A 25298-nucleotide genomic window follows, 5' to 3' on the forward strand; every position below is an offset into this window, starting at 1 on the left:
GTGGTATGGTCTTCCTTTGTCCGCAGGGAGGCCAGCCATGACCACGTTTGCCGTTGATGCCCACCGCGCGCCCGATCCGGCGCCTGTCGATGAACCCATGCCGGCACCGGAACCGCAGCAAGCGCCGGGCCACCATCCGGGACCCGTGCACCCGGTGCCGCAGGACGATCCCGTGCCGCACCCGCACCCCAGTTAATCTCGTCAAGAAAGGCTGTTTTAGATGACAATTGTCAAGGAAGTCTACACACGCAAAGTCAGCGGAGAAACGTTCGACTATGAGCTCGACTATACACAAGGCGCGGACGTCGCCTGGATCGCGCGCGTGTACCACGATGGCGTGCTGAAGGGCTCGCCGCACGGCGCGCTGACGGCCAACGTGCTGTCCGGCCCCGCGCTGGAACAGTATTTGCGCGCCTACGTCGAAGGCATGATCGAGCGGGGCCTCGACGTGGCCGAGTAAGGCCGCCTTTGCGGCAGATCAAACAAAGGGCGCCGCGGCGCCCTTTGTTGTTTCTGCTGGTGCCGGATTACGCGGCTGTGCCGCTGAGCCGGCCTGCGCTCAATCTAATCGAATGCCCAGGTGTACAAGACGTCCAGGGCATTGTTGGTGCCGGTCTGGAACTGCAGGGTGATGCGGCGGTTCAGCTTGTAGCGCAGCTTGACCAGGCTCGTCGCCGTGCTCGTGCCCTGCTCGAACGTCAGGTAGGCGCGCGAGGACAGGCGCTTGCCGACGGTGACGACCGTGCTTTCCAGTCCCTGTGCCTGCGACAGGCCCACTTCGTCGAGGCCCAGCGAATTGGCCAGCTTGCCCTGCAAGCCGCCGCCGGAGCCGCCGAAGAGGGCGCCCGCCGCCGTGGTGAGCAAGGCCATTTCATCGCCGGCCGCCGATTCCGCGCCATGGCCGAGGATCAGCCAGGCCAGCTTGTCGCTGTCCGACACGCTCGGCGTGGACACCAGCTTGGCCGTCGGCGCCTGGGCCGTGCCGCGCACTTCCACGCCCGCTTCCACGTTCGTTTCCGACAGCGCTTCGCCTTCCGGACGCTTGCGCACGGCCAGGATGTTCAGCGATGGATTGTCGTAGGCGCCAGTGAAGGCGATCAGGCCCCGCTCGATGGACAGCTTCTGTCCGTAGGCCGCGTACTGGCCGTTGGCCACGCGGATGCTGCCCGTCACACGCGGCGCGGCGCGGTTGATGACGCGCGCGCGCACGCTGCCCGCCAGGTCCGCGTCCAGGCCCATGCCGCGCAGGTGGAAGGCGTTGCCCAGGTCAAATTCCAGGTCGATATTCAGGGGCAGCGACGGCGCTTCCTTGCTGCCCTTGACCTCCTTGCCCAGCACCACCACGTCGTTGCTTTGCGTGGGCGTGTCCTGCGGCGCCAGTTCGATCAGGGCGCGGTTGGCCTTGAACTTGCCTTCGAAGCTGAAGCGCTTGTCGTTGCGCACCAGGGTGCTGTTGCCTGACAGCACCAAGGTGCGGTCGGGACGCGACAGCGCCTGCAGGCGGTCGGCCATCAGCTTCAGCTCCAGGCTCGCTTCGCCATTCGCAAAACGCACCCAGCCATCGGCCTGCACCTTGCCGTCGCCGCCGTCAAAGCTCAGGCGTTGCAATTGCAGCTGGTCGCCGGCCAGCTTGGCTTGCAGCACGCCATTGCGCAATTTCAAGCCCTGGTCGGCCCAGTTCACCAGCAGCTTGCTGCCGTTGATGTCGCCATTCAGTTGCGGCGCACCGATGGTGCCGCTGCCGGACAGGGCCACTTTCAGGGCGCCGCCCAGTTCCAGGCCTGGCTGGCCCGTCAGCGGCGCCAGCCAGGCCAGCGAATCGACGTTGGTCGTGCCCGTCAGGGAGAGGGCGCTGTCGTTGCTGATGCGTCCGCCCAGCATTTGCACGGTGGCGTTGATATCGCTCTGGCCCGCGCGCGCGCCATCGAGTTTCACGGCTAGGCGCAATTGCTGGTTGGCCACGTCAATGCGCGCGTCGAGGGTGCGCAAGCCCAGCGCCAGCGGCTGCTCCACGCCCACCGTCACGTCGCCTTTTTCGCGGTAGATATGCAGCATGCCGGCCAGGGCCGGGTCCTTCTGTTTCGCCGTCGGCACCTGCATGTCGAGCGACCATTGCGCGCCCAGGGTCAGGTCGCTGCGCGCGTTCGCCTGCAGCGACGGAATCACTTGCGCCAGGTAGGTCAGCGCCACGCCGGCCGCCTGGCCGGAACTGGTCCAGCGGGGGCCGTTCTTGACGAGGCTTTGCATGGTGATGCTGCCCGCTGGCAATTTGATGACGGTGTTGCCCACGCTGATCTGCTCGGGCTGGCCCAGGCCCGCCACGCCGCTGCCGGCGGGGCCCGCCACCTTGACGGGCACGGGCGCCTGCAGCACGAGCGCATAGCGGCCCTTGTTTTGCAGGCTGTCGATGGTGCCCGTCCAGCTGGCGCCGCTCTGGCTGCCTTTGATTTGCACGCTGGCATCGAAATCGTCATTGCGCGCCGCCAGGTTCACCGTATGGCTGCCGCGCGTGCCGGAGGTACTCAGGCGGGCGCTGCCCAGCTTGAAGGTGGGCGTGCTGTAGCCCGCAATCTCCAGGCTGCTGACCATGGGGTCGAGCGCGCCCTGGCCGGCACCCACGCTGGCGCTGCCCTTGATGGACTTCAATTGCTGGTCGCCAAAGAAGGTCAGGTCGCGGCCATCAAGGCTCAGCTGCGCGGCGGGCGCGTCCATCTTGCCCGAGACGCTACCCGACGCCTGCAGCACGCCGGCAAAGCGGGGACCGAGGGTCGACAATTGCGGCGCGTCCAGCTTCCACGTCAGCTTGTCGGTGGCACCGCCGAGCGCGCCCTTGGCTTGCAGGCTGTTCGGCCCCAGGCGCAGTTCCGTGTCCACGCTGTCGACCCGTTTCGCATTGGCGGACAGTTTGGCGTAGCCGGCCAGCGGCGCGTTTTGCAGGGTCGATTCGCGCAAGCCCAGGTTCAGGGCCACTTGCCAGTCGCTCGTCAGGCGGCCGCTGCCGGTGAAATCCGCATTCACGTTACCGCTGGGCAGGGAAGCGCCGAAGGCGGCCGGGTTGATCTTTTGCAAGGAACCTGCCAGTTTCAACTCCGCTTCCTGCTTCGGTCCCGTCAAGCCCACTTCGCCGCTGGCGTGGATGGCGCTGTCCGCCGCAGGACGCTTGCCGCTGGTCAAGCCCAGTCCTTTTGCATCGGCAACAAAACTCGTGCGTGGCTGCTGCATCGTGCCCTGCACGACGCCGCTGGCCAGCACGCTGCCCAGCAAGTCGGCCTGTACGGCGGACAGTTGCCGCGCATCGACGTTCCAGTTGAGTTTTTCGCCGGCGCCGCCAAAGTTGCCCTTGGCCGTGGCGTTGTTCTTGCCCAGTGCCAGCTGCACGTCGATGCCGCTGAAGTGGGCCGCATCGGCCGTCAGCTTGCCCTTGCCGGACAGGGGCTGGTCGAGCAGCTTGCTGGGACGCACGGTGAAGTCCGCATTCGCCAGCCATTGCGGTGCCACGTGGCCGTTGGCGCGCACGTCGAGATTCAGGTCGGCCACGGGGAAGGCGCCGAAGTCGGCGGGATTGAGGCGGCTGGCATTGGCCACGGCCTTGAATTCCTGCCCGTCCTTCAGGCTGATCTGGCCCGTCGCGCTGACGTTGCTCTTGCCCGCTTGTAAGGTGGCCTTGCGCAGTTGCACGAGGGAATCTGCGAGGGTGGCTTCCACGTCCAGGCGCAGCTTGGCTTCGCCCAGCTTGGCGCGCAGGGTCTGCGTCTTGCCGTCGCTGTCGAGTACGATATCGCCCACGATCTTGGTGCTGTTGATGCTGCTGTAGATGTGCTGCAAGTCGATCTTGTCCGTGTGCAAGATCAATTGCGCATTGCCGATGGCCGCGTCGGCCGCGTCGCGGTTGAGCTTGCCGCTGCCCGTGAACTTGCCCGCATTGCCGAAATCGATGAGGGCCGATTCCAGGGTGGTGGCCGTCAGGGTGCCGCCCAGGCGCGCCTCGAACTGGCGCAGGGGCAGCTTTTGCTGGTCGATGGGACCGGGCGTGGCATGGTTGAGGATGGCCAGCTTGCCCGACACGGTCTGCGCGTTGGGCCGCGTGTCGATGGCGGCGTCCAGTTCCAGGCTCAGGTCCGCCTGCGGCAGGGTCGCATCGAACTTGCCCGGATTGATGTTGCGGCCACGGATGCTGGCCGAGTGCAGGATGATGACGGGGTCGAACGGCGCCAGCGCCAGCTGGGCGTCGGCCGTGGCCGCGCCCGCGCTGCCCTTGGCCGTGACGTTGAGCACCTTCAGGTCGCCGCCGAGCTGCAGATTCAAGGCGGCGGGTTTTTCGCCGGCCGCCGGGTTGATCTGCGTCAAGCCCGCCTTGCCTGACAGTTTGAACGGCTGCGTGGCGGCAATCGTCGCGCTGGCCGTGGCCTGGCCGAAGGGCGTCAGGGCGGAGGCGTTTTCCAGCTGCCATTGCGTCTTGTCGCCGGACAGGGTGAAGTGGATTTTTTCAAATACCGTGTTGCCGCCCGCGCTGACGAGCGTCACCTTGTCCAGGCGCGCATCGCTGATGCCCACCTTGAACGGCGAAGCCAGGCTGGCGGGCATGGTCGACGGTTCCTCGGACGGCGCCAGGCTTTCCACGGCCAGGCTGGCCACGTGCAATTCGCTGATGGCAATGCCTTCCGAGAAGAACTGGAACGGCGACCAGTTGATGTCGATGTTGTCGGCCGTGATGTGCTGCGTCTTGCTGCGGTAGCTGACGTGGCCCAGGTGCATGCGGTTGTACAGCGAGCCGGACACGCCCGACACTTCGATCTCGCCGCCGCTGGCGCTGGCCACTTTTTGCACCAGCATCTGCAAGGTCGATTCGCGGCCCAGGAACCAGAAGGCGGCGCCCAACAGCACGGCCAGGCTGGCGACGGCGATCAGCAGGTAGCGCATCCAGCGGCGCGGTGGTTTCGCCGGCGGCGCCGGTGGCGGCGCGGCGGCGTTGGGGGACTCGGTAGTAATATCGGACATCAGAAAGTGAATCCCAGAGAGAAGTGCAGACGGAATTTGTGGACGGCGTGGCCATATGCCACGTCGACGTTGATGGGGCCGACGGGGCTCTTGTAGCGTCCGCCCAGGCCGTAGCCCGATTTCGGCGTCATGGCCGCTTTCACCGTGTCGGCCGAGTTGCCGGCGTCATAGAAGGCGGCGATCGCCCATTTCGGCTTGAACCAGTACTGGTATTCGGCGCTGCCGGTGAGCATATAGCGTCCGCCGACGGTGGCGTCGCCTTCCTTCACGCCCAGTTCCTGGTAGCCATAGCCGCGCACCGACTGGTCGCCGCCCGCGCGGAACAGGTAGACGGCGGGCACGCCTTTTTTCTCTTTCGAGCCCAGCGCGCCCATTTCGCCGCGCAGGATCACTTCGCCTTTTTCGCCCAGCGGGTGATACCAGACGACCTTGCCGGCCACGCGCACGAAGCGCTCGTCCGTCAGCACGGGCAGCAGGGCGCCGCCCACCTGGGCATTGATGACGTACCCCCTGGTGGGGAAGAGCAGGCTGTCGAGGTCGCGCTTGGTGATGGCATAGGTCAGCGGCAAGCTCTTGCTGCGCGTCTGTTCCAGGCCCACGACGGTCTTGTCCTCGCTGAGGAATTCGAACGTCAGGCTGCGCTCCAGGTTGGTGCCGCCCCAGTTGCGCTTCACGGAGACGCTGGAGACGGCCGTGATTTCGTTGGAAATGTCGCTGCGCTCGAACGAGGCGCCCGCGCTGTCGTTGTAGCCGCGCTCGGTGGTGGGGAAATAGAAGTTGGCGTGCGCCGCCTGTTTCTTCGTTTCCATGGTGATGGCGCTCTTGAAGCGCGTGCCCCACACGTTCAGGTTGTCATAGTTGAGCTGGGCACGATTCCCCGTATTCGTACTGAAACCGAGACCGGCGCTGACGTTTTGCTGCTTGTTTTCCGTCACGCGCACGACCAGCGGCAGCAGCGGCGCGGGCCCCCGGTTGACGGGCTTGGCCACGGGGGCCGCGCCCTCGGCCTCGGCCGCCTGGGTTTCCTGGCCCGCCTCGATCTGTTCGCTGAGGATGCTGCTCATGTCGGCGCTCACTTCCACGCTGGCAAAGTAACCCGTGTCCTGCAGGCGCGCCTGGAACGATTGCAGCGCCGATTCGCTGTAGTATTCGCCGGGGCGGATCTTGTCCAGATTGCGGATGATGCTTTCAGGATAGCGTTGCAAGCCTTCGATGCGCAGCTCGCCAAAGCGCAGCTCGGGACCGCTGTCGAGCACCACCATCAGGGAAACCTTGTGCGTTTCGGGGTCGACCACGGCTTGCGTGTCGACCAGCTGGGCACGCGGATAGCGCGTCTGCACCACTTCGCGCAGCAGGGCGCGCTTGGCGGATTCCCATTCCGCCTGGCGAAACACGCTGCCCGTCTTCAATGACCAGTTGCGCTTGAGCGCTTCCGTGTCATACGGTTCGCTTGCCGCCAGCGGCGGCGTGGGGTCGAAGCCGCGCAGTTCCAGCTCGACCTGGCCGACCGTCACGGGTTCGCCCGGGTCGACGTCGATGATGACGACGGGTTTGGCGCCCGTCGCATCGAGGCGCACGGTGACGGTGGGCGTGTAGTAGCCGGCCGTGGCGACGAGGTTTTTGACTTGCTCGGGAGCATCGCGCACGAGGCGCTGCAATTGCTCGCGGTCCATGCGGGGATTGCCGCGGAAGCGTTCCAGGTCGAGGTTTTTTTCCAGTAACTCATCGAGGTCGCCCGGCGCGTTGACTTTCACCTCGTATTGCAGCGGGGCCGGTGCCGCTTCCGTGGCGGCGCTGCTGTCGGCCGCGGCGTCTTGCGTGCCTTCCTGGGCATAGGCGTGGGCGATGGGGAAGACCAGGATGACGCTGCCGGCGGCCGCCAGTGTCAGTTGACCCATTACTTTTACCACCACTTGTGCCAAAATTCGTGGTCGTAGCGCCTTGCCGGCGGCTGTGTGCCGTATAGGTCGTGCAGAAAACATGGTGCTCCAGATGAGTAAATGCTGACTGCATGTTACCGGAATAGGTAAATTGATGGCGGACGAATAAGTATTATTAGCGCACAGAATCTCGTTTCCCCGCGCACTCAACAACAGAATAAAATTGAAAAGAAAGAAATTATGCTAGCAACTGACTCCGCACTGGTGCTCTTTAGCGGTGGGCAAGATTCCACCACCTGCCTGGCCTGGGCCCTGAAGCACTATAGCCGCGTGGAAACGATTGGCTTCGACTATGGCCAGCGCCATGCGATCGAGCTGACCGTGCGTCCCGGCGTGCTCGAGCAGATGCGCCAGCAGTCGCCCGAGTGGGACAGCCGCCTCGGCCCTGACCACATGATAGACCTGTCCCTGATTTCCGCCATTTCCGATACGGCCATGACGCAGAACGTCGAGATCGTCATGCAGGAAAACGGCTTGCCGAACACGTTTGTTCCTGGGCGCAACTTGCTGTTCATGACGGTGGCCGCCACCGTGGCCTACCGCCGCGGCCTGACGGTGCTCGTCGGCGGCATGTGCGAGACGGATTTCTCCGGCTACCCCGATTGCCGCGACGACACGATGAAGGCCCTGCAAGTGGCCTTGAACCTGGGCATGGATACGCGCCTGAAGCTGGAAACGCCGCTGATGTGGCTGGACAAGGCGCAAAGCTGGGACCTGGCGGAAGACCTGGGCGGCCAGCCGCTGGTCGACCTGATCCGCAGCGGCACGCACACGTGCTACCTGGGCGAGCGGGGCGAGCTGCACGACTGGGGCTATGGCTGCGGCACCTGCCCCGCCTGCGCCCTGCGCGCCAACGGCTACCAGCAGTACGCGGCGAGGAAGGCGGCGACACCGGCTATAAAATAAGCAGTTTGCGCCGTTTCTTCAAGCGGCGCGGCAGGGGGCCGGGCCATGCTGTGGTTTTTGCCACAGGAGAGCCTTGCCATGAAATCCCTCTTTGCCGCGCTGTACGGCCCCGTGTTCTGGGCCGGCTTCATCGGCGCCGCCGCAACGCTGGTGGCGGCGTGCCACCTGTCCCTGTGGGTCTTGCCGCCCTTGCTGCTGCTGGCCCTGCTGACGTCCTTCCTGGCCGAGCGCTACCTGCCGTATGACGGCGACTGGAACGTGGACCACGGCGACGGCGCGCGCGACGTCCTGCACGCACTCGTCAACGAGGCGCTGTACCTGCTGGGCCTGGCCATCTTTCCCCTCCTGGCCGGGCACCTGGCGCTGGGGCCATTCTGGCCCGCGCAGCTGCCGTTCTGGGGCCAGCTGCTGCTGGCCATCCTGATTGCCGACTGCGGCATCACCTTCGTGCATTACCTGAGCCACCGTTATTATTTTCTGTGGAAACTGCATGCCGTGCACCACAGCGTGCGGCGCCTGTACGGCTTCAATGGCTGGATGAAGCATCCGCTGCACCTGCTGCTGGAAGCGGCGGGCGGCATGCTGCCGCTATTGCTGCTGGGCATACCGGAGCGCGTCATGGGCGTGCTGGCGTTTGCCGTGGCGGTGCAATTGCTGCTGCAGCATGCGAACGTGGACATGCGCATGGGGCCGCTGCGCCACGTCTTCGCCTGGGCGCCCCTGCACCGCTTTCATCACATGAAATACGGCACCGCCGGCGACGTGAATTTCGGCCTGTTCTTTACGTGCTGGGACCGGATGCTGGGCACGCGTTTCGACGCGCCCGCCTACCGCATGCGGGGCGAGGACCTGGGCATCGGCAGCCGTCCCGATTATCCCGTGGCCTATCTGCCGCAGCTGCTGGAACCGTTCCGCGCGGAAGAGGGCGTGCGCGCGCCCGAAGCGCCGGCCGGGCTGTGCCAGGAGTTCAGCCGAGAAGCTTGACGTTGAGCTGGCGCAAGCTGCGGTCGGCGCGCACGCCGAACAGGCTGCGCATGGTGCGCGAAAAATGCGCCGCATCGGCGAAGCCGGCGCCGTGGGCCGCCTGCGTCAGGGTGCTGCCGAGCAAAATGCCGCGGATGGCCAGGCGCAGGCGGCGCCACAGCACCAGGCGCCGCACGGGCAAGCCCAGGCGGGCGCTGAACAGGCGCTCCAGCTGGCTCAGCGACAGGTGCGCCGCCTCGGCCACGGCGGCCGCGCTGACTTTGCCGGAGAGTAAGGCATCGACCTGGTCCAGGGCCCGCTGCAGGCGCGCATCGGGCAGGGTCTCGCGCGGCGTCGCTTGCAGGGCGGCGGCCAGGCTGTCCAGGGTGGGGAGGCGCACGCCGTCGAGCGTTGCCAGCAGGGTGGCGCCGCTCACACGCTGCGGTTCCGCATAGATGGTCAGCATGGACGGCGGCGCGGCCAGGATGGCATGCGGGCGCAGGCTTTCCACCAGCAGGCAGTGCGCCGTGTGGACGGTGCCGTCGAGCCGCACCGTGAAGGGCGATCCCGTGCTCAGCATCAGCTGGTGGGCGTAATGGGCGTGGCTGTCCGTGGCGCCCGCTTCGCCATGCAGGATGGCAAAGTCGGGCGCCAGCCATAAGCTTCCTTGCCAGCTCGCCTGCTGCACGCGCGTCTCCTTCATGATGGTCAGCGGGGCGATCATATCAGGGCATGCGCGGTGGTTGCCAAGGCATCGAATTTTCCCGCAGCATACATAATTGCATTAATGAAATATGTGGTCTTTTTAACACAAAATCCGCCATTGCATGCCTGCCCGCTGTAACGTACTATCATTCTCATCGGCTACCGATGGTAGTCATGCAAGCCCGCTGCCAGCCTGCGGCCCCGAAGTGGTTTGATGAGCCCGTCATGCATATACGCGCGTCCTCGTCGTGGTTTTCCCGGCCCGTATCGGACTGGGTGGGGCCGCGCCTGTTTGCGGCGCTGGTGCTGGCCCTGTGCCTGGGACTGACGTATGGCGCCTGGCGCAATGCGGACGATGCCAGCGAGCAGCAGGTGCAGGCCGATTTCGATTTCCGCGTGCGCGAGCTGGTGGGCAGCATCGCGGGGCGTATGCAGACGTATATCCAGGTGCTGCACGGCGTGCAGGGCTTGTATGCCAGTTCGCACGACGTCACGCGCAGCGAATTCCATGCCTATCTGGCGGTGCAGCAGGTGGAGCGGCATTTCCCCGGCATCCACGGCATCGGCTACCTGCCGCTGCTGCCCGGCACCGAGCGCGCGCGGCACGAGGCGCAGGTGCGCGCGCAAGGCTATCCCGATTACGCCATCCGCCCGCCGGGCCAGCGCGCCTGGCATGCGCCCATCACCTACCTGGAACCGCTGAGCGACAGCAACCTGCTGGCGTTTGGCTACGACCTCTGGTCCGAGTCCGTGCGCCGGGCGGCGCTGGAGCGGGCGCGCGACACGGGCCAGGCCGCCATGACGGGCAAGATCCGCCTGGTGCAGGATGCCGGCAGCGGCGACGCCTATGGTTTCCTCGTCGTGCTGCCCGTGTATGAGCATGGCTTGCCGCATGCCAGCGTGGAGCAGCGCCGCGCTGCCTTGCGCGCCTGGGTCTTTGCCCCCTTTCGCATGGGCGACCTGATGGCCGGCGTGGGCGGCGAGGCATCGCGCCAGCTGGACCTGGAAATCTACGACGGCGCGCAGGTGACCGAGGCGGCCCTGATGTACGACAGCCTGCCGGGCAGCCAGCCGGCGGGGGCCTCGGCCGCGCTGGCGTCGCAGCAGAGCATCAGCATCGCCGGCCACGCCTGGACCTTGCGCGTGCGCGCCATGCCCGGCTTCGATGGCGAACTGCTGGCGCGGCCGCTGGCGGTGGCCTGGACGGGCGTGCTGGTGAGCCTGGCGCTGGCCCTGGCGGCGTGGCTGCTGGCGGCCAGCCGTGCCCGCGCGCAGGTGGCGCTGGCGCGCGCGAGCGAACTGGCGGGCCAGCTGGAGCAGGGGCAGGCCAGCGTGCTGGCGATGGCCACGGCGGCCCAGCGCAGCCAGGCCATGCTGCGCAACATCCTCGATTCCACCATCGACGGCATCCTGGTCGACAACATCGCAGGGCGCATCTTCACGTCGAACCGGCGTTTCCGCGACCTGTGGCAGGTGCCCGATGCGCTCGACTGGCAAGCCGACGGCGAGGCCCTCGTGCGCCACGTGGCAAGCCAGCTGGAGCAGGCGGCGCCTTTCCTCGTGGCCCGCGCCCACGCGCCGCACGGCCACCGCGAGCGGCGCGACGTGCTGCACCTGCGCGATGGCCGGGTGATCGAGCAGTACGTGCGCAGCATGCAACTGGGCAATGAGCAGGCGCGGCTGTGGACCTTCCGCGACATCAGCGAGCGCAGCCAGATGGAGCGGCGCGAGCACACGCGGCGGCAGGTGCTGGAAATGCTCGCCACGGGCGCGCCGCTCGAGCGCGTGCTGGAAAGCGTGGTGCTCAGCGTGCAGGCCGACCATCCTGCCATGCTGTGCAGCATCCTGCTGCTCGACGAACAGCGCCACCGCCTGGTGCTGGGCGCCGCGCCGGGCCTGCCCGCGTTCTTCAATCTGTCCAGCCATGGCCACGACCTCGATGCCCTGCAGGGCGTGCACGGCATCGCGGCGCAAGCCCTGCGCGGCGGCCAGCGCGTCATCGTCGCCGACCTGCATGCCGATGCGCAGGCGCAGGGCACGATGGAACTGGCGTGGCGGGCCCAGCTGCAGTCGTGCTGGGCCGAACCCGTGCGGGGCGGCTCGGGCAAGCTGCTCGGCGTGCTGATGGCGTATCACCGCCAGCCCGCGCTGCCCAGCGCGGCCCACCTGGCGCGCCTGGGCGAGGCGGCGCACCTGGCCGGCATGGCCATCGAGCAGGCGCAGGTGGCGCTGGCGCTGCGTGCCGGCGAAGCGCGTTTCCGCAGCCTGTACGACCATGCGCCCGTGGCCCTGTGGGAACAGGACTGGTCGGCCGTGCGCGCCGCCCTCGATATCCTGGAGCAGAAAGACGTGGGCGACCTGGCCGCCTGGCTGCAAGCCCATCCGGAGGAATTGAAGGCGCTGGCGGGCAAGGTGCGCATCATCGACGCGAATGGCGCGGCGCTGGCGCAGGTGCGCGCCACCGACGAGGACCAGCGCCGTGGCGCCCTGAGCCTGGCGCAGAATTTCGACGATCCTGCCTTGCCCCGCTTTGGCGACGCCCTGCTGGCGCTGGCCCGCGGCGCCCACCTGTACGAATGCGAAAGCAGCTTCGTGCGCCTCGATGGCGCGGCGCGGCAAAATGAGCTGAGCCTGCTGGTCATGCCCGGCCATGCGGACAGCCTGGATTTCATCATGGTGTCCTCGTTCGACATCACCGAGCGCAAGCGCATGAATGCGGAACTGCTGCAGCTGGCCACCACGGATTTCCTGACGGGACTGCCGAACCGGCGCCAGTTCATGGCGGCGCTGGAAAACGAGCATGCACGGCTACAGCGCGAGCTGGCCAGCTGCGCCAGCGTGCTGATGCTCGATATCGATCACTTCAAGCGCGTCAACGACGACCATGGCCATGCCGTGGGCGATGCCGTGCTGCGTCACCTGGGCGCGCTGATGTGCCAGGCGCTGCGCAAGGTCGACGTGCCGGGCCGCGTGGGGGGCGAGGAATTCGCCATCTTGCTGCCAGGCACGGACCTGGGCGCGGCCGCCGTGTTTGCCGAGCGCCTGCGCCGGCGCGTGGCGGAAAGTTCGCTGACCACCGATGGCGGCATCCTGATCACCATCACGGTGAGCATCGGCATGGCCGCCATGGCCGGCACGGATGCCGATTGCGACGCCGTGCTGGCGCGGGCCGATGAAGCGCTGTACCGCGCCAAGCGGGGCGGGCGCAACCGCATCGAGCAGAATGACGGCGGCAGCGACGGCGTGCTCAGCAAGTTCATGGCCCAGTGATTACAGGCTGTGCTGGCGGGCTTGCGCCTGCTTGCGGTTGCGGCTGACGATCAGCCAGACGATGGCGACGGGGATCAGCAGCGGCAGCAGCACGGGCGTGCTCAGCGCCAGCGCCAGCACCACGCAAAAGGCCACGACGGCGAGCACCACCACGCCCACGCCGGCCAGCACGACGCCCGTGAAGACGGCAGCGCAGACGAGGGCGATGGCGGCGATCAGCAGGCCGCCGCCGGCAAACACCAGGCCGAACAGCCACTCCAGCGGACCGTCGACGTCATCGCCGTGGAAGTGCATGTGCATGTCCGTGGCGCCGATCTTGTCGAGGAACAGGCAGGCCAGCATGAGGATGAGGGCGAAGGTGAGTAATTTTTTCATGGTAAGCCTCTATGGATGGGTGACTGGATGTGGCATGGTCACACTGTAGCGGCGTGCCTGGCCCGTCGCCAGCGGCGTGCGACAGGCTGTCATTTTCACGGTATGGAAGGTCAATGCGGGCAGTCAATGCTGATCTGGAACAAGATTTCTTTTCTTGTAATACGCGCAGGCCGACCTATACTGAACACCTCAGTCTCGCAAGGAGGGCAACATGCTTTTGTTTGCAGATACCGGGGATCAATCGCTATCCCTTTTCCACCATCGAACCACGCGCCAGCGTAGCGCCCCGCAGTCTTGCGCCGAGCCCGTCGGCGCGCCATCGGCGATTCCACCGATCATCATCAATCCCTTCAACTACCATGCGCCACTGCCCGCCATCGACCCGCGCTGGGTACCGCCCGGTCCGCCGCTGACCTGGCCCAACCGGCCCGCCATGTCCATGTGCTGACGGCACCGGCAGACGGCAACAGCCTGGCCTGGCCGTGAAAAAGCCCGCAACGCGGGCTTTTGCCAGTGCCTGCCCGCGTCAGGAGGATTTGCGGCGCAGCATGAAACCCAGCAGGCCCAGGCCGGCCAGCAGCATGGCATAGGTTTCCGGCTCCGGCACGGCGGCGATGAAGGCGTGGTTATCCGTCTCGAAGGCGTTCTGCGTGGAGCTGAAGGCAACCGAGGTGATCTTGCTGCCGACGCCGGCGAAGGCATTCACGTACAGGCCCACGGATTGATTGCCGTTGGCGGCATCGCCGGCCAGCGCTGCCAGTTGCGTGCCCGTCAGCGTGGTCGAGCTGTGGTCGGCAAAGGTGTAGGTCACGCTGTTGTACGTGTCCGGCGAACCCATGTAGAAGCCGAAATAGCTCAAACCGCTGCTGAAATTGGCGGTCACGGGCGAGTGCTGGTCGGAAGAAATGCCTGCCGACAAGTACTTGCTCGTATCGCCAGGAGGCGCGGCATGGTTGCCGTCCGTGCCGGTGAACAGCGCGCCATCGATGTAGTTGGCGGGCAGCACGCCGCTGTTGAAATCGATCGTGGTGGCGCCTGCAACGGATGTCACCAGCCCTTCGCCGGCCAGGGGCGTGCCGCCGGCCGTAAACGTGGGGATGGCGCTGGCGCTGCCGGCGGCGGCAGCAAGCGTCGCGCAAGCCAGTGTGGACAAGATTTTCATTTTTATTCCCTCAAAGATATATAGGTGTACGCAGCTGTTTTGGTCAGGACAGGCAGAAGTGCTTGGCGTGGGGATGCAAGGCGGCGTGCGGGGATGAGGGGCGTCGCGGAGGTGAAAAATTTCTTGTGGCCAAGCATTACTAAATGCAACTTTTGAATACAAAAAAGACAATTCAGATTGCAAAATAATAATAGTCGTAGTTGAGCAATATCAAAGCCCGATCGCTAGAATAAAGCCACTAATTTGCGTCCTTGCCTTCTGGCCCGGATCGACTATGGCAGTGGCCGCTTTCGCGTGCGCCAGGGCGGCACGGACGGGCGTTTTCGACTATCATGCTAGCCCCGACCTTCCATCACGAGCACCGCCATGAGTACCGATTTCCCCGATTTTCCCGACGAAGCCGCCGAGCAGGACAATGACGCGCCCATCCAGGAGCCGCGCCTGTGGGTGGGCAATGGCTGGACGGCACGCGTGATCAAGAACGAGGAAGATGAAGGCTGGGCCGTAGCCATGATCAAGGATGGCGAACCGGAGCCGGCCCTGGTGGGGCCGTGGACCATGGGCCGCGACAAGAAAAACCCCAAGCCGCTCGACGTCAACGCCTTCAACACGCTCGTCAAGACGGCTTCCGAGGTGCTGCGCCGCCACGAGCAGCAGCTGCATGCGCAATTGCACAAGAATGTGTTCGTCGCCACCGACGAGGGGCAGATCAAGGTGATGTTCGACATCGTGCCCGACGAAGAACACCCGTACGCGGAACTGAGCGCCTACGACGCCGACGGCGAACAGATCGCCAAGGTGCGCACCTCGGCCGCCTTCAAGTTCAATGCCACGGCGGCGGCGAACTGGATCGAAGGCGGTTACCGCCGGCCAGGCTAGCAAAATCTTTGCGCGGCACGCTTTGCGGCCTCCGACGCTCGCTGTACTTGAGTGCAGCTGCGCGTCTCAGCCGTAAATCGACGCCGCTCGCTACGATTTTGCTACGCCCGGCTCCATGACTACACCGCCGCGCCTGCGGGCGCGGCGTGCATTTCCACCTCTTCTTCCTTTCTGTAGGCCAGCCGGTACAGCAGCGGCAGCACCAGCAGGGTCAGGGCCGTCGACGACAAAATGCCGCCGATCACCACGGTGGCCAGCGGACGCTGCACTTCGGCGCCCGTGCCCGTGGCGATGGCCATCGGCACGAAGCCCAGCGAGGCCACCAGCGCCGTCATCAGCACGGGCCGCAGGCGCGTAATGGCACCTTCGCGTATCGCTTCCTGCAGGGACATGCCTTGTTCGCGCAACTGGCGGATGTAGGCGATCATCACGAGGCCGTTCAGCACGGCCACGCCGGACAGGGCGATGAAGCCGACGGCCGCCGAGATCGACATGGGTATGTCGCGCAGCCACAGGGCCACGATGCCGCCCGTCAAGGCGAACGGGATGCCGCTGAACACGAGCAAGCCATCCTTCACATTGCCGAACATGGCAAACAGCAAGACAAAGACGAGGGCCAGCGCCACGGGCACCACCAGTTCCAGGCGTTTCGTGGCCGACTGCAGCTGCTCGAACTGGCCGCCCCAGCTGGTCCAGTAGCCGGCGGGAATAGCAACCTGCGCCTGCAGCTGCTGCGTGGCATCGGCCACGAAGGAGCCGATGTCGCGCCCGCGTACGTTCGCGCTGATGACGATGCGGCGCTTGCCGTCTTCGCGGCTGATCTGGTTCGGCCCCGGCGCCACCTGCAGGCTGGCCACTTCGCCCAGCGGGATGAAGCGGGCGCGGCCTTCCGCCGCCGCGCCCAGGGGCAGGGCGATGGGCAGGCGTTTCAATTGCTCCAGGTCGCTGCGCAGGCTGTCGGGCAGGCGCACGACGATGTCGAAGCGGCGGTCGCCCTGGAACAGGGTACCCGCCTCCTGCCCGCCGATGGCCGTGGCGATTGCCGATTGCACGTCGGCAATATTGAGGCCATAGCGGGCCGTCTGCTCGCGGTCGATCTGCACCGTCAGCATGGGCAGGCCCGTCGTCTGCTCGACTTTCACTTCCGTGGCGCCGGGAATCTTGCCCAGCACGCCCGCGATCTTTGCCGCCGTACCGTCGAGGACAAGCATGTCGTCGCCGAACAGTTTCACGGCCACGTCGCTGCGCACGCCGGAAATGAGTTCATTGAAGCGCAGCTGGATGGGCTGAGAAAACTCGTAGTTGTTGCCCGGCAAGCTGCTGGCCGTCGCTTCGATTTCCGCCAGCAATTGCTCGCGCGATTTTGCCGGCTCCGGCCACTGGTCGCGGGGCTTGAGCATGATGTAGCCGTCGGAAATATTCGGCGGCATGGGGTCGGACGCGATTTCGGCCGTACCCGTGCGGGCGAACACGCGGGCGATCTCCTTGTGGCTGTCCATCAGCTTGCGTTCCAGCTGCTGCTGCATGGCCAGCGATTGCGTCAGGCTGGTGCCGGGAATGCGCAGGGCCTGGATGGCGATGTCGCCTTCGTTCAGGCTGGGCACGAATTCGCTGCCCATGCGCGTGGCCAGCAAGCCAGACAGCAGCACGGCCACGGCCGCGCCCGTCAACACGACGGGCGTGTTGCGCATCACCTTGCCCAGTAGCGGCGCATACCAGCGCTTGGCGGCGCGCATGATGGCGTTTTCTTTTTCCGCCACCTTGTCGCCGATAAACAGCGCCACGGCGGCGGGGATGAAGGTGATCGACAGCAGCATGGCGCCCAGCAGGGCGATGACGACCGTCAGGGCCATCGGCGTGAACATGCGGCCTTCCACGCCCGTCAGTGCAAAGATGGGCAGGTACACGACCATGATGATCAGCTGACCATACAGCAGGGGGCGACGGGCTTCTTGCGATGCCGCAAACACTTCATGAAAACGCTCCTGCAAGGTCAGCGGCCGTCCCAGTTTCTGCTGCGCATGGGCCAGGCGGCGCACGCAGTTTTCCACGATGACGACGGCGCCATCGATGATGATGCCGAAGTCCAGCGCCCCCAGGCTCATCAGGTTGGCGCTCACGTGGTATTGCACCATGCCCGTAAACGTGAACAGCATGGCCAGCGGTATCACCATGGCCGTGATGACGGCCGCGCGGATATTGCCGAGGAAGAGGAACAGGATGGCGATCACCAGCACGGCCCCTTCCAGCAGGTTTTTCTTCACCGTATTGATGGCCTTGTCGACGAGCACCGTGCGGTCATATACGGTGACGGCGTGCACGCCTTTCGGCAGGCTGCGGTTGATCTCCACCATTTTCCTGTCGACGGCTTGCGACACGGCGCGGCTGTTCTGCCCGATCAGCATGAAGACGGTGCCCAGCACCACTTCGCGCCCGTTTTCCGTGGCCGCGCCCGTGCGCAGCTCGCGCCCCAGCACCACGTCGGCCACGTCGCGGATGCGGATGGCCACGCCCTGCACGTTGGCAACGATGATGTTGGCGATGTCGTCCTTCGACGCCACCTGGCCCGGCGCGCGTATCAGCAGCTGCTCGCCCTGCCGTTCGATGTAGCCGGCGCCCACGTTGCCATTGTTGCGTTCGAGCGCCGTCACCACGTCTTGCAGGCTGATGCCATAGGCGGCCAGTTTTTCCGGGTAGGGCGCCACCTGGTATTGCTTGGCGTAGCCGCCGATGGCATTGATTTCCGTCACGCCCGTGACATTGCGCAACTGCGGCTTGATGATCCAGTCCTGGATTTCGCGCAAGTCCGTCGGCGTGTACGGCGTGCCGTCGGGCTTTTTCGCGCCCGTTTCCGTTTCCACCGTCCACAGGTAGATTTCGCCCAGGCCCGTGGAGACGGGCCCCATCTTGGGCGTGATGCCGGCCGGCAAGCTTTCCTTCGCTTCCTGCAGGCGCTCGTTGATCATCTGGCGGGCAAAGTAGATGTCCGTGCCATCCTTGAAGATCACCGTCACCTGCGACAGGCCGTAGCGTGACAGCGAACGCGTCTGTTCCAGGTTGGGCAAGCCGGCCATGGCCGTCTCGATGGGGAAGGTGACGCGCTGCTCGGTTTCCAGCGGCGAATAGCCGGCGGACTGGGTATTGATTTGCACCTGCACATTGGTGATGTCGGGCACGGCGTCGATGGGCAGCTTCTGGTAGTTGTAGATGCCCAGGCCGGCCATGGCGGCCACGGCCAGCAGCACCAGCCAGCGCTGCTCGATGGCAAAGCGGATCAAGCGTTCAAACATGATGGTGTCCTTTGTTTCACGTGATCAATGTTCATGGCCGGCGGAGTCCTTGCCCAGCTCGGACTTCAGGACAAAACTGCCCTGCGCCGCGTACGGCGTGCCGGCGGCCAGGCCCTGCTTGATGTGCGTCAAGCTGCCATCGCTGCGGCCCGGGACGACGGGCGTGGCCTGGTAGCCATCCTTGACTTGCACGAAGACGACGGGCTTGTCTTCCACCGTCTGGATGGCCGTGCTGTGCACCGTGACGGGCGCGTCCGCTTCGCCGGACACCACTTCCACCGTGACGAACAGGCCCGGGCGCCACGCCATGTCCGGGTTGGCCAGACTGATGCGTGCCTTGGCCGTGCGCGTCTGTTCGCCCAGCAGCGCGCCCACATAGGTGATCGTGCCTTGCGCGCTGGCATCGAAGGCGGACGCCTTCACCTCCGCCTTGCCTCCCATGCGCACGGTGGCCAGGTCTTTTGCGGGCACGGCGATTTCCGCCCACACGGTCGACAGGTCGGAAATGACGAAGATGTTCGCGTCTTCCTTCACGGCTTCGCCCAGGGTGATATGTTTTTCCAGCACCATGCCGTCGAAGGGCGCGCGGATCTCGTAGCGGTTCAGGGGACCCTTGGCCGCGCCCGTTGCGCCCAGCGCGCTGAGCTTTTGCTGCGCGTTCTGCACGGCGATCTCCGCCTCGCGCCACGTTTGCTGCGCCTGCAGGTAATCCTGTTCGGCCGAGATTTTCTCGCGCCACAGTTTTTCTTCACGTTCATACGTGGAACGGGCCAGCGACAGCCTGCGCTGCGCCGACAGCAGTTCGCTGCGCTGCTCGGACAGGTCGGTGCTGGCGATGACGGCCAGCACTTGCCCCTTCTTCACCAGCTGGCCCAGGTCCGCCTGCACGGCTTCCACCACGCCGGCCAGGCGCGGCACGACGTGGGCCGTGCGGTCTTCGTTGAAACGGATTTCGCCGGGCAGGGCCACCGTCGTCCTGATGCGGCCGGGTGCGGCCGTGGCGATGACGACGCCGGCCGCGCGGCTTTGCGCGGCCGTCAATTCCAGCCGGCCTTCCACTGCCTCGTGGCCGTGTGCGTCTTTCTTTTCAGCATGCGCTTCCGCCTTGGCGGCGGGCGGCGGGGCGCTGGCGGACTTGCCCGTGCCGAGGATCAGGCTTGCCAGCACGAGGCCGGCCGCCGCGATGGCGGCGATGGCGAGGGCTTGTTTCTTGTCGAGTTTGATATTCATCAGGGAATTCCTTACAGGGAGGCGGGCGCGCCCAGCAGGCGCTCGATGTCGGCGGCGGCGTGGTGCGCTTCGGTGAGGGCGCGCAGGTATTGGTTTTTGGCTTGCAGCAAGGTGCGCTGGGCATCGAGGACGTCGAGGAAGGCGAACTTGCCGAATTCGAAGCCCTTGCTGGCCGCGTCATAGGCGCTCTGGGCGCCGGGCAAGATATCCTGGCGCAAGCTTTCCACGTCGAGCCGGGCCGTGGCCAGGCGTTCGCTGGCGGCGGCGACCTGCGTCTGCACGTCGATGCGGGCGGCGGCCAGCTCGTCGCTGGCCTTGTCGCTGCGGCGCAGGGCATCGAGCTTGTTGCCCGCATTGCGGTCGAACAGGGGCAGCGGCAGGGCCAGGCCGATGATGGCCTGGTTGCGCCCCAGTTCTTCCGAGCGTTTCATGCCCACGCTGACCGTCACGTCGGGCGTGGCGCGCCGCTGTTCCACGTCCAGCATGGCTTGCCGCTGGGCCAGCGCGCTGTGCGCCTGGCGCACGGCCGGCGCCTGGCTCAGGCGCGCCGCCAGTTCGCTGGCGGGCGGCAGCGCCGGCAAGGTTTCCAGGCGTCCCTCGGCGACGGTAAAGCGGGGTGCGGCATTGCCCCACAGGGCGGCGAGGCGCTGGCGGGCGCTGGCCAGGGCGCTGCGGGCCAGGTTCAGCTCCAGCTTGACGCTCGCTTCGGCGACCCTGGCGCGGGTTTCCTCGACGGGCGAGGCCTTGCCGGCCGTGACGCGGCGCGCCGTGATGTCGCTGGCGCGGGCGGCCAGGGCTTGCGCGCTGTCGGCCAGGCGCAAGCCTTCCTGCGCCGCCAGCACGTCGACAAAGGCGGACGTCACGGCGGCGCGCGTCTCGGCTTGCTGCAGGGACAGGCCTGCCTGTGCCACGTCTTCGCCACGCTGGGCGACGGCGGCGCGGGCGCCACGCTTGCCGCCCAGCTCGATGAGCTGGTTCAGCTGCACGGTGGTGCTGCGCGTCGCGCGCCGCGTGTCTTCCAGCACGGTTTGCAGTTCCGGGTTGGGCAGGGCGCGCGCCTGCTGCAGGGCGCCGCCCTGGGCCGCCAGTTCGTGGCGGGCGGCCGACAGGGTGGCGTTGCCGCCTTCGGCCAGGGCCAGCGCGGCGGGCAGGGTCAGGGGGGCGGCGGGCTCCACGCCAGATTGCGCGTGGGCAAAGTTGCCGGCCAGCAGGCCAGCGGAAAGTAACAAGATGAATCGGTGCATCGAATTCTCCAAAAAACGGAAAAGAATTCGACGGGACGCGCAGGCTGGCGCCTGATTCAGTCAGGTGCGCAGATGGCGATCAGTGATGGAGACGTCCCGTCGGCCTAGATGGCCGACGACCAGTCGGGACGCTTGGGCACGTCCGGGATGTGGGAAGCGTAAAAGAAGGGAGAGGTGTCCGCGTTGACGGACGCCGTGTCGACGGCGGGCAGGCTGGAGCCGGCCGGCAGCCATGCATGGCCGATGCCATGGCAGACGTTGCAGTCGCTGTGCGGCTGGCCTTTCTTTTGCTGGTCCGCCACTTTTTTATCCGCGGCGGGCGGCTTGTCCGCCCCGGCCTTGTGTTGGTGATTGTGGTGGCCCAGGTGCTGCGCCGCCTTGCCTTCCTCGTGCAGGCAATACGCGCTCGCCGCGGCCCAGGACATCTGGAGCGGAAGCACGAACAGCAGCAAAATGAGGAAGAATCGGCGCATGATGACGGCTATTGTACAGAAAGGCGGGCGGGCGTGCCCAGGTCAGCGCGGCTGGGCGCGCCATGCCTTCAGCTGTGCCGCGATGGCCTTGCCCTGGAACAGTTGCGGCTCGGAATGTTCTTCCGCTTCCATGCCGCCCTCGCGGAAATCGGCCGCTTCGCGCGCCTGCACCAGCACCTTGGCCTTGTCGAACGCTTCTGCAAAGCCTGCGCTCTGCGGCAAGGCTTCCTTGAAATACGCTTCGCTGAAGTAGGTAAAGTCATTCTGGTCGTCGCAGCCGAACGAGGTGCGGTCGCGCCGCGCGGCCGTGATGACCAGCGTGTGCTCATCCTTCAAGGCATCGATGAAGCCGCCCGCATAGCAGGCCGAGATGACGATGACCTTCCAGCGGATGCCGCTGTGCTTGAGCATGGACGCCAGTTCCTGCGCGGGCAGGCTGTGCAGGTCCATGCCGTTTTGCGCCAGCGCCAGTTCGTGCTCGGGCGAGCCGTGGCTGGTGAGGAACAGGAACAGGATGTCGCTGCTCTTGTCCATCTTCGCGCCCAGGGCGTCGAGGCTGGCGGCGATGCTGGTGCGCGTGGCCATCGGCTGCTGCGCCACCGTGTTGCGGCTGTTGACGAGCATCAAGGAGCGCCCCACGGTGCCGTAGTCGCGGTCGAACTGGCGCTGCACGAAGGACGTTTCGCGGTGAAATACTTCCTGCGCGCCATCGCCGGCCACGCCCAGCAGGTACAGATTGATCTTTTTCGCCGCATCGCGCGGCGCGATGCGCGCCAGGGCGCCGTCGAGCAGGGCGCGCTGGTTGTACAGGGCCAGCTCGATGTTGTCGCGCGTGAGCTTGTCGGCGGCCGGATCGTCCAGCTGGCCTTCCGTCCAGTTGCCGCTGTCTTCGCGCCGGCCGTCCGCCTGCGCCACGGCATAGCGCAGCACGCCCTTGCCGTCGAACTGGCCATTCTTGAAGCTGCCCCGGTATTCGTCGCCGTCGGCCGTGCGCAGCACGCCTTCCCCCTCGAACTTCCAGTCTTTCAATGCACCTTCGTAATGGATGCCGTCGCTGGTGGTGACTTTCGCCTTGCCCAGCACCTGCCCCTGGACGAATTCGCCTTCGAAGACGGTGCCGTCCGTGTCGGTCAGCTTGCCCGTGCCGTGCGGGCGCCAGTGCTGGAAATGGCCTTCGAAGGTGGCGCCGTCGGCGCCCTGGAAGCGGCCCTGGCCCTCGAAGCTGCCCTTGACGAAGCTGCCCTCGTACAGCTCGCCCTTGGGCGAGGTGTAGCGGCCCTGGCCATCGAAGGCGCCCTGGCGGAAGGCGCCCACATACTCGACGCCCGAGGCCTGGCGCAGCTTGCCCTGGCCGGAAAACACGCCGCGCGCGAAGCCCCCTTCGTAGAACGCGCCGCTCGCGTATTCGAGGCGGCCCTGGCCCTGCATCTTGCCATCGACCAGGGGGCCGAAGTAGCGCCCGCCGTCGGCCGTCTCCGCCGCCGGCACCTTGGCCGGCGCGGCGCACAGCGGCGGCATGCCCAGCGCGGCAAAGGCCAGCAGGGCGGCGAGGGTGTAGGGACGAAGGGCGGCGCGGAGCGTGGCGGTCATGAGGACAGTCTGATCTATGGGGAGGGGCCTAGTCTGCCACTGTATCGCCGAGGTGGCAAATGTGTGCGTGGCGGGTGTTGTCATGCCTCAAGGCAAGATTGTGCATTTTATGCCGTGCCAAGGCGGGACTGAACTGATAATATTGATTTTCAGAACATATTTACAGAAGGCATTTGTCTATCCATGGAAAGCCGTCTCAGCCGTCTGGAAGCCGTCCAGACCGTGTTGCTGGAAATCGGCCAGCGCGCCAGCACCTGCAGCGATATCAGTGCCTTCCTGCAAGCCGTCCACGCGGCGCTGGGGCGCATCATGTATGCGGCCAATTTCTATGTCGCGCTCAGCGACCGCGATGACGGCCTCGTGCGTTTTCCCTATTTTGTCGACGAATTCGACGCCTCGCCCGACCCGGACGTGGGCGTGCGCCTGGCCAGCGCGGCGCAGTCACCCACGGCCTGGGTCATCGTCAACCGCAAGCAGCTGGTGATGACGGCCGACGACGACGCCATGCGCGCCATCGGCGGCGGCGCCTGGGGCGGCGGCACGGCGGCCGAGCACTGGATCGGCTGTCCGCTGCTGGACCCGCAGCATCAGGTGCTGGGCGCCATCGTCATCCAGAGCTATGACGCGGAACACCGTTTCAGCCTGGAAGACCAGGCCCTGTTCGCGCTGATCGCCACGCACGTGTCGAGCGCCCTGCAGGGCATGCAAAGCATGGACCGCCTGGAAAAGGCGGTGCAGGAGCGCACGGCCCTGCTGGCGCACGAAGTGGCCGAGCGGCGGCGCGCGGAAAACCTGCAGCATGCCCTGTATGAAATCGCCAACCTGTCGGCGCAGGCGGCCGACGCGACGACCCTGTACGCGCGCCTGCACGCCATCATCAGCGAACTGGTGACGGCGAAGAATTTCCTCATCGCACTGTACCATCCGGACAACAAGGACATCACGATCCCGTATTTCATCGACGAGAAGGATGCGCAGGCGCCCGTGAAGCGTTTTCACTACGGCATCGGCATGAGTTCCTACGTGCTGGCGCGCCGCCAGGCCTGCCTGCTCGATGCGGACAGCTATGCGGCGCTGGTGGCCAGCGGCGAGATGGAAGAGCCGCTGGGCAATACCAGCATCGCCAGCTGGATGGGCGCGCCCATGCTGCTGGGCGAACGCAAATATGGCGTGATCATCGTGCAAAGCTACGATACCTCCGTCGTGTATGGCCAGGCGGAACTGGACGTGCTGGCCTTCATGGCCAGCCATGTGGCCGTGGCGATGGCCCGCATCCAGGCCGACAGCGCCATGCGCCAGGCCAAGGAAGCGCTGGAAGAGCAGAACGCGGCCCTGAACAGCGCCCTGAACGCCTTGCAGGAAGCGCAGTCGGAACTGGTGCGCCAGGAGAAGCTCGCCTCGCTGGGGCGCCTGGTGGCGGGCGTGGCGCATGAAATCAACACGCCGCTGGGCATTTGCGTCACGGCCACCAGCCACCTGGTGCAGGAATTGAAGCTCACGCGCGAAGACCTGGCTGGCGGCCAGCTCGACGAGGACGGCTTGCAGCAGTTCTTCGACATCATCGACCAGACCCTGCGCATCATGACGACGAACACCCAGCGCGCCGCGGCGCTGGTGCGCAGCTTCAAGCAGGTGGCCGTGGACCAGTCCTCGGACGAGCTGCGCAGCTTTAACCTGCGCAAATATCTCGATGAAATCCTGCTGTCGCTGCAGCCCAAGCTGAAGGGCAAGCCCGTCAAGGTGGAGATCGACTGCGCGCCGGACGTGCAGCTGCGCAGCTATCCGGGCGCCGTCTCGCAGATCGTCACCAACATGGTGGTCAATTCACTCGTGCATGGCTTTGCCGAAGGCGAGCCGGGCAGGATCAAGCTGTCCGTCCGGACGGCGGGCGAGATGCTGGAACTCGATTACAGCGACGACGGCATGGGCATGGACAGCGCCACCCTGGGCCAGCTGTTCGACCCCTTCTTCACGACCAAGCGGGGTTCGGGCGGCAGCGGCCTGGGCGCGCATATCCTGTATAACCTGGTGACGGGGCCGCTGGGTGGTACGGTGAAGGTGGTCAGTGCGCCGGGGATGGGATTGCATTACAAGATCCGCTTTCCATTGGAGCCGAAGAGCGCTTGAAAATTTGAAAATTTGAAAACGGCGGGCCGGAGACGCGGGCCAGAAAATGCCGATGGCGGCGTTGCAGCTCCTTGCCGTACTGGCGTACTGTCTGCGTCGCTGCGCCTTGCCCTCGACATTTTTCAGGCCCGCTTGGCCCGCAATGC

At 65.9% G+C, this 25298-nt stretch carries 18 protein-coding genes; 8 read left to right on the forward strand and 10 right to left on the reverse strand.

Features of this window, described 5'->3' with window-relative positions:
• The first annotated feature begins 37 nt into the window (after positions 1-37).
• Together EBS11_RS11255 and EBS11_RS11260 are read left to right on the forward strand one after the other, a co-directional pair.
• Complete coding sequence (locus EBS11_RS11255) at positions 38-196, forward strand: hypothetical protein (RefSeq protein ID WP_290603065.1); 159 nt, start codon at positions 38-40, stop codon at positions 194-196.
• A gap of 24 nt (positions 197-220) precedes the next feature.
• On the forward strand, positions 221-460 hold the full coding sequence (locus EBS11_RS11260; RefSeq protein WP_086145529.1) for a hypothetical protein: 240 nt from the start codon (positions 221-223) through the stop codon (positions 458-460).
• Positions 461-564: 104 nt separating this feature from the next.
• Here the strand turns inward: EBS11_RS11260 and EBS11_RS11265 are convergent, their stop codons facing one another.
• Together EBS11_RS11265 and EBS11_RS11270 are read right to left on the reverse strand one after the other, a co-directional pair.
• On the reverse strand, positions 565-4998 hold the full coding sequence (locus EBS11_RS11265; RefSeq protein WP_290603066.1) for a translocation/assembly module TamB domain-containing protein: 4434 nt from the start codon (positions 4996-4998) through the stop codon (positions 565-567).
• A complete protein-coding gene (locus tag EBS11_RS11270) occupies positions 4998-6896 on the reverse strand; it encodes an autotransporter assembly complex family protein (RefSeq protein ID WP_290603067.1) in 1899 nt (632 codons plus the stop codon). The genes EBS11_RS11265 and EBS11_RS11270 overlap by 1 nt, the downstream gene beginning before the upstream one ends.
• 222 nt (positions 6897-7118) lie before the next feature.
• On the opposite strand from EBS11_RS11270, the gene queC reads away from it, so the two are divergent.
• Together queC and EBS11_RS11280 are read left to right on the forward strand one after the other, a co-directional pair.
• The gene (gene queC, locus EBS11_RS11275) at positions 7119-7844 is read left to right on the forward strand and encodes a 7-cyano-7-deazaguanine synthase QueC (RefSeq protein WP_290603068.1); all 726 of its coding nucleotides are present in this window, start codon (positions 7119-7121) and stop codon (positions 7842-7844) included.
• A gap of 78 nt (positions 7845-7922) precedes the next feature.
• The gene (locus tag EBS11_RS11280; protein ID WP_290603069.1) at positions 7923-8828 is read left to right on the forward strand and encodes a sterol desaturase family protein; all 906 of its coding nucleotides are present in this window, start codon (positions 7923-7925) and stop codon (positions 8826-8828) included.
• Here the strand turns inward: EBS11_RS11280 and EBS11_RS11285 are convergent.
• Entirely contained in the window at positions 8812-9531 is a 720-nt protein-coding gene (locus EBS11_RS11285; protein WP_290603070.1) for a helix-turn-helix domain-containing protein, read from the reverse strand. The genes EBS11_RS11280 and EBS11_RS11285 overlap by 17 nt on opposite strands.
• 206 nt (positions 9532-9737) lie before the next feature.
• Between EBS11_RS11285 and EBS11_RS11290 the strand changes: the two genes are divergently transcribed.
• Positions 9738-12782 (forward strand): CHASE domain-containing protein, encoded by a 3045-nt coding sequence (locus tag EBS11_RS11290; protein ID WP_290603071.1) that lies wholly within the window; start codon positions 9738-9740, stop codon positions 12780-12782.
• Here EBS11_RS11290 and EBS11_RS11295 read toward each other — a convergent pair whose 3' ends face one another.
• Positions 12783-13157 carry a hypothetical protein gene (locus EBS11_RS11295; protein ID WP_290603072.1) on the reverse strand — a complete coding sequence of 125 codons (375 nt, stop codon included), beginning with the start codon at positions 13155-13157 and terminating at the stop codon, positions 12783-12785.
• A gap of 211 nt (positions 13158-13368) precedes the next feature.
• On the opposite strand from EBS11_RS11295, the gene EBS11_RS11300 reads away from it, so the two are divergent.
• The gene (locus EBS11_RS11300) at positions 13369-13605 is read left to right on the forward strand and encodes a hypothetical protein (protein WP_290603073.1); all 237 of its coding nucleotides are present in this window, start codon (positions 13369-13371) and stop codon (positions 13603-13605) included.
• A 78-nt stretch (positions 13606-13683) separates the two neighbouring features.
• Here EBS11_RS11300 and EBS11_RS11305 read toward each other — a convergent pair whose 3' ends face one another.
• Positions 13684-14319, reverse strand: coding sequence for a PEP-CTERM sorting domain-containing protein (locus tag EBS11_RS11305; protein WP_290603074.1), 636 nt, complete (start codon positions 14317-14319; stop codon positions 13684-13686).
• Positions 14320-14685: 366 nt separating this feature from the next.
• On the opposite strand from EBS11_RS11305, the gene EBS11_RS11310 reads away from it, so the two are divergent.
• Positions 14686-15198 carry a hypothetical protein gene (locus EBS11_RS11310; protein WP_290603075.1) on the forward strand — a complete coding sequence of 171 codons (513 nt, stop codon included), beginning with the start codon at positions 14686-14688 and terminating at the stop codon, positions 15196-15198.
• A gap of 119 nt (positions 15199-15317) precedes the next feature.
• Here the strand turns inward: EBS11_RS11310 and EBS11_RS11315 are convergent, their stop codons facing one another.
• The 5 genes from EBS11_RS11315 to EBS11_RS11335 all read right to left on the reverse strand — a co-directional run bounded on the left by EBS11_RS11315 (position 15318) and on the right by EBS11_RS11335 (position 23025).
• Complete coding sequence (locus EBS11_RS11315; RefSeq protein ID WP_290603076.1) at positions 15318-18488, reverse strand: CusA/CzcA family heavy metal efflux RND transporter; 3171 nt, start codon at positions 18486-18488, stop codon at positions 15318-15320.
• A gap of 24 nt (positions 18489-18512) precedes the next feature.
• Positions 18513-19718, reverse strand: a complete 1206-nt coding sequence (locus EBS11_RS11320) for an efflux RND transporter periplasmic adaptor subunit (RefSeq protein ID WP_290603077.1) — start codon at positions 19716-19718, stop codon at positions 18513-18515.
• A gap of 11 nt (positions 19719-19729) precedes the next feature.
• Positions 19730-20962: a TolC family protein gene (locus EBS11_RS11325; protein WP_290603078.1), complete on the reverse strand. Its 1233-nt coding sequence runs from the start codon at positions 20960-20962 to the stop codon at positions 19730-19732.
• A 104-nt stretch (positions 20963-21066) separates the two neighbouring features.
• Complete coding sequence (gene czcI / locus EBS11_RS11330) at positions 21067-21435, reverse strand: cation efflux protein, CzcI family (RefSeq protein WP_290603079.1); 369 nt, start codon at positions 21433-21435, stop codon at positions 21067-21069.
• Between the two features lie 42 nt (positions 21436-21477).
• On the reverse strand, positions 21478-23025 hold the full coding sequence (locus EBS11_RS11335; protein ID WP_290603080.1) for a C13 family peptidase: 1548 nt from the start codon (positions 23023-23025) through the stop codon (positions 21478-21480).
• A 183-nt stretch (positions 23026-23208) separates the two neighbouring features.
• Here EBS11_RS11335 and EBS11_RS11340 point away from each other — a divergent pair, with 183 nt between their 5' ends.
• A complete protein-coding gene (locus EBS11_RS11340; protein ID WP_290603081.1) occupies positions 23209-25152 on the forward strand; it encodes a GAF domain-containing sensor histidine kinase in 1944 nt (647 codons plus the stop codon).
• The last annotated feature ends 146 nt before the right edge of the window (positions 25153-25298 follow it).

Source organism: Janthinobacterium sp. (assembly GCF_009923995.1).
GTDB lineage: Bacteria > Pseudomonadota > Gammaproteobacteria > Burkholderiales > Burkholderiaceae_D > Janthinobacterium.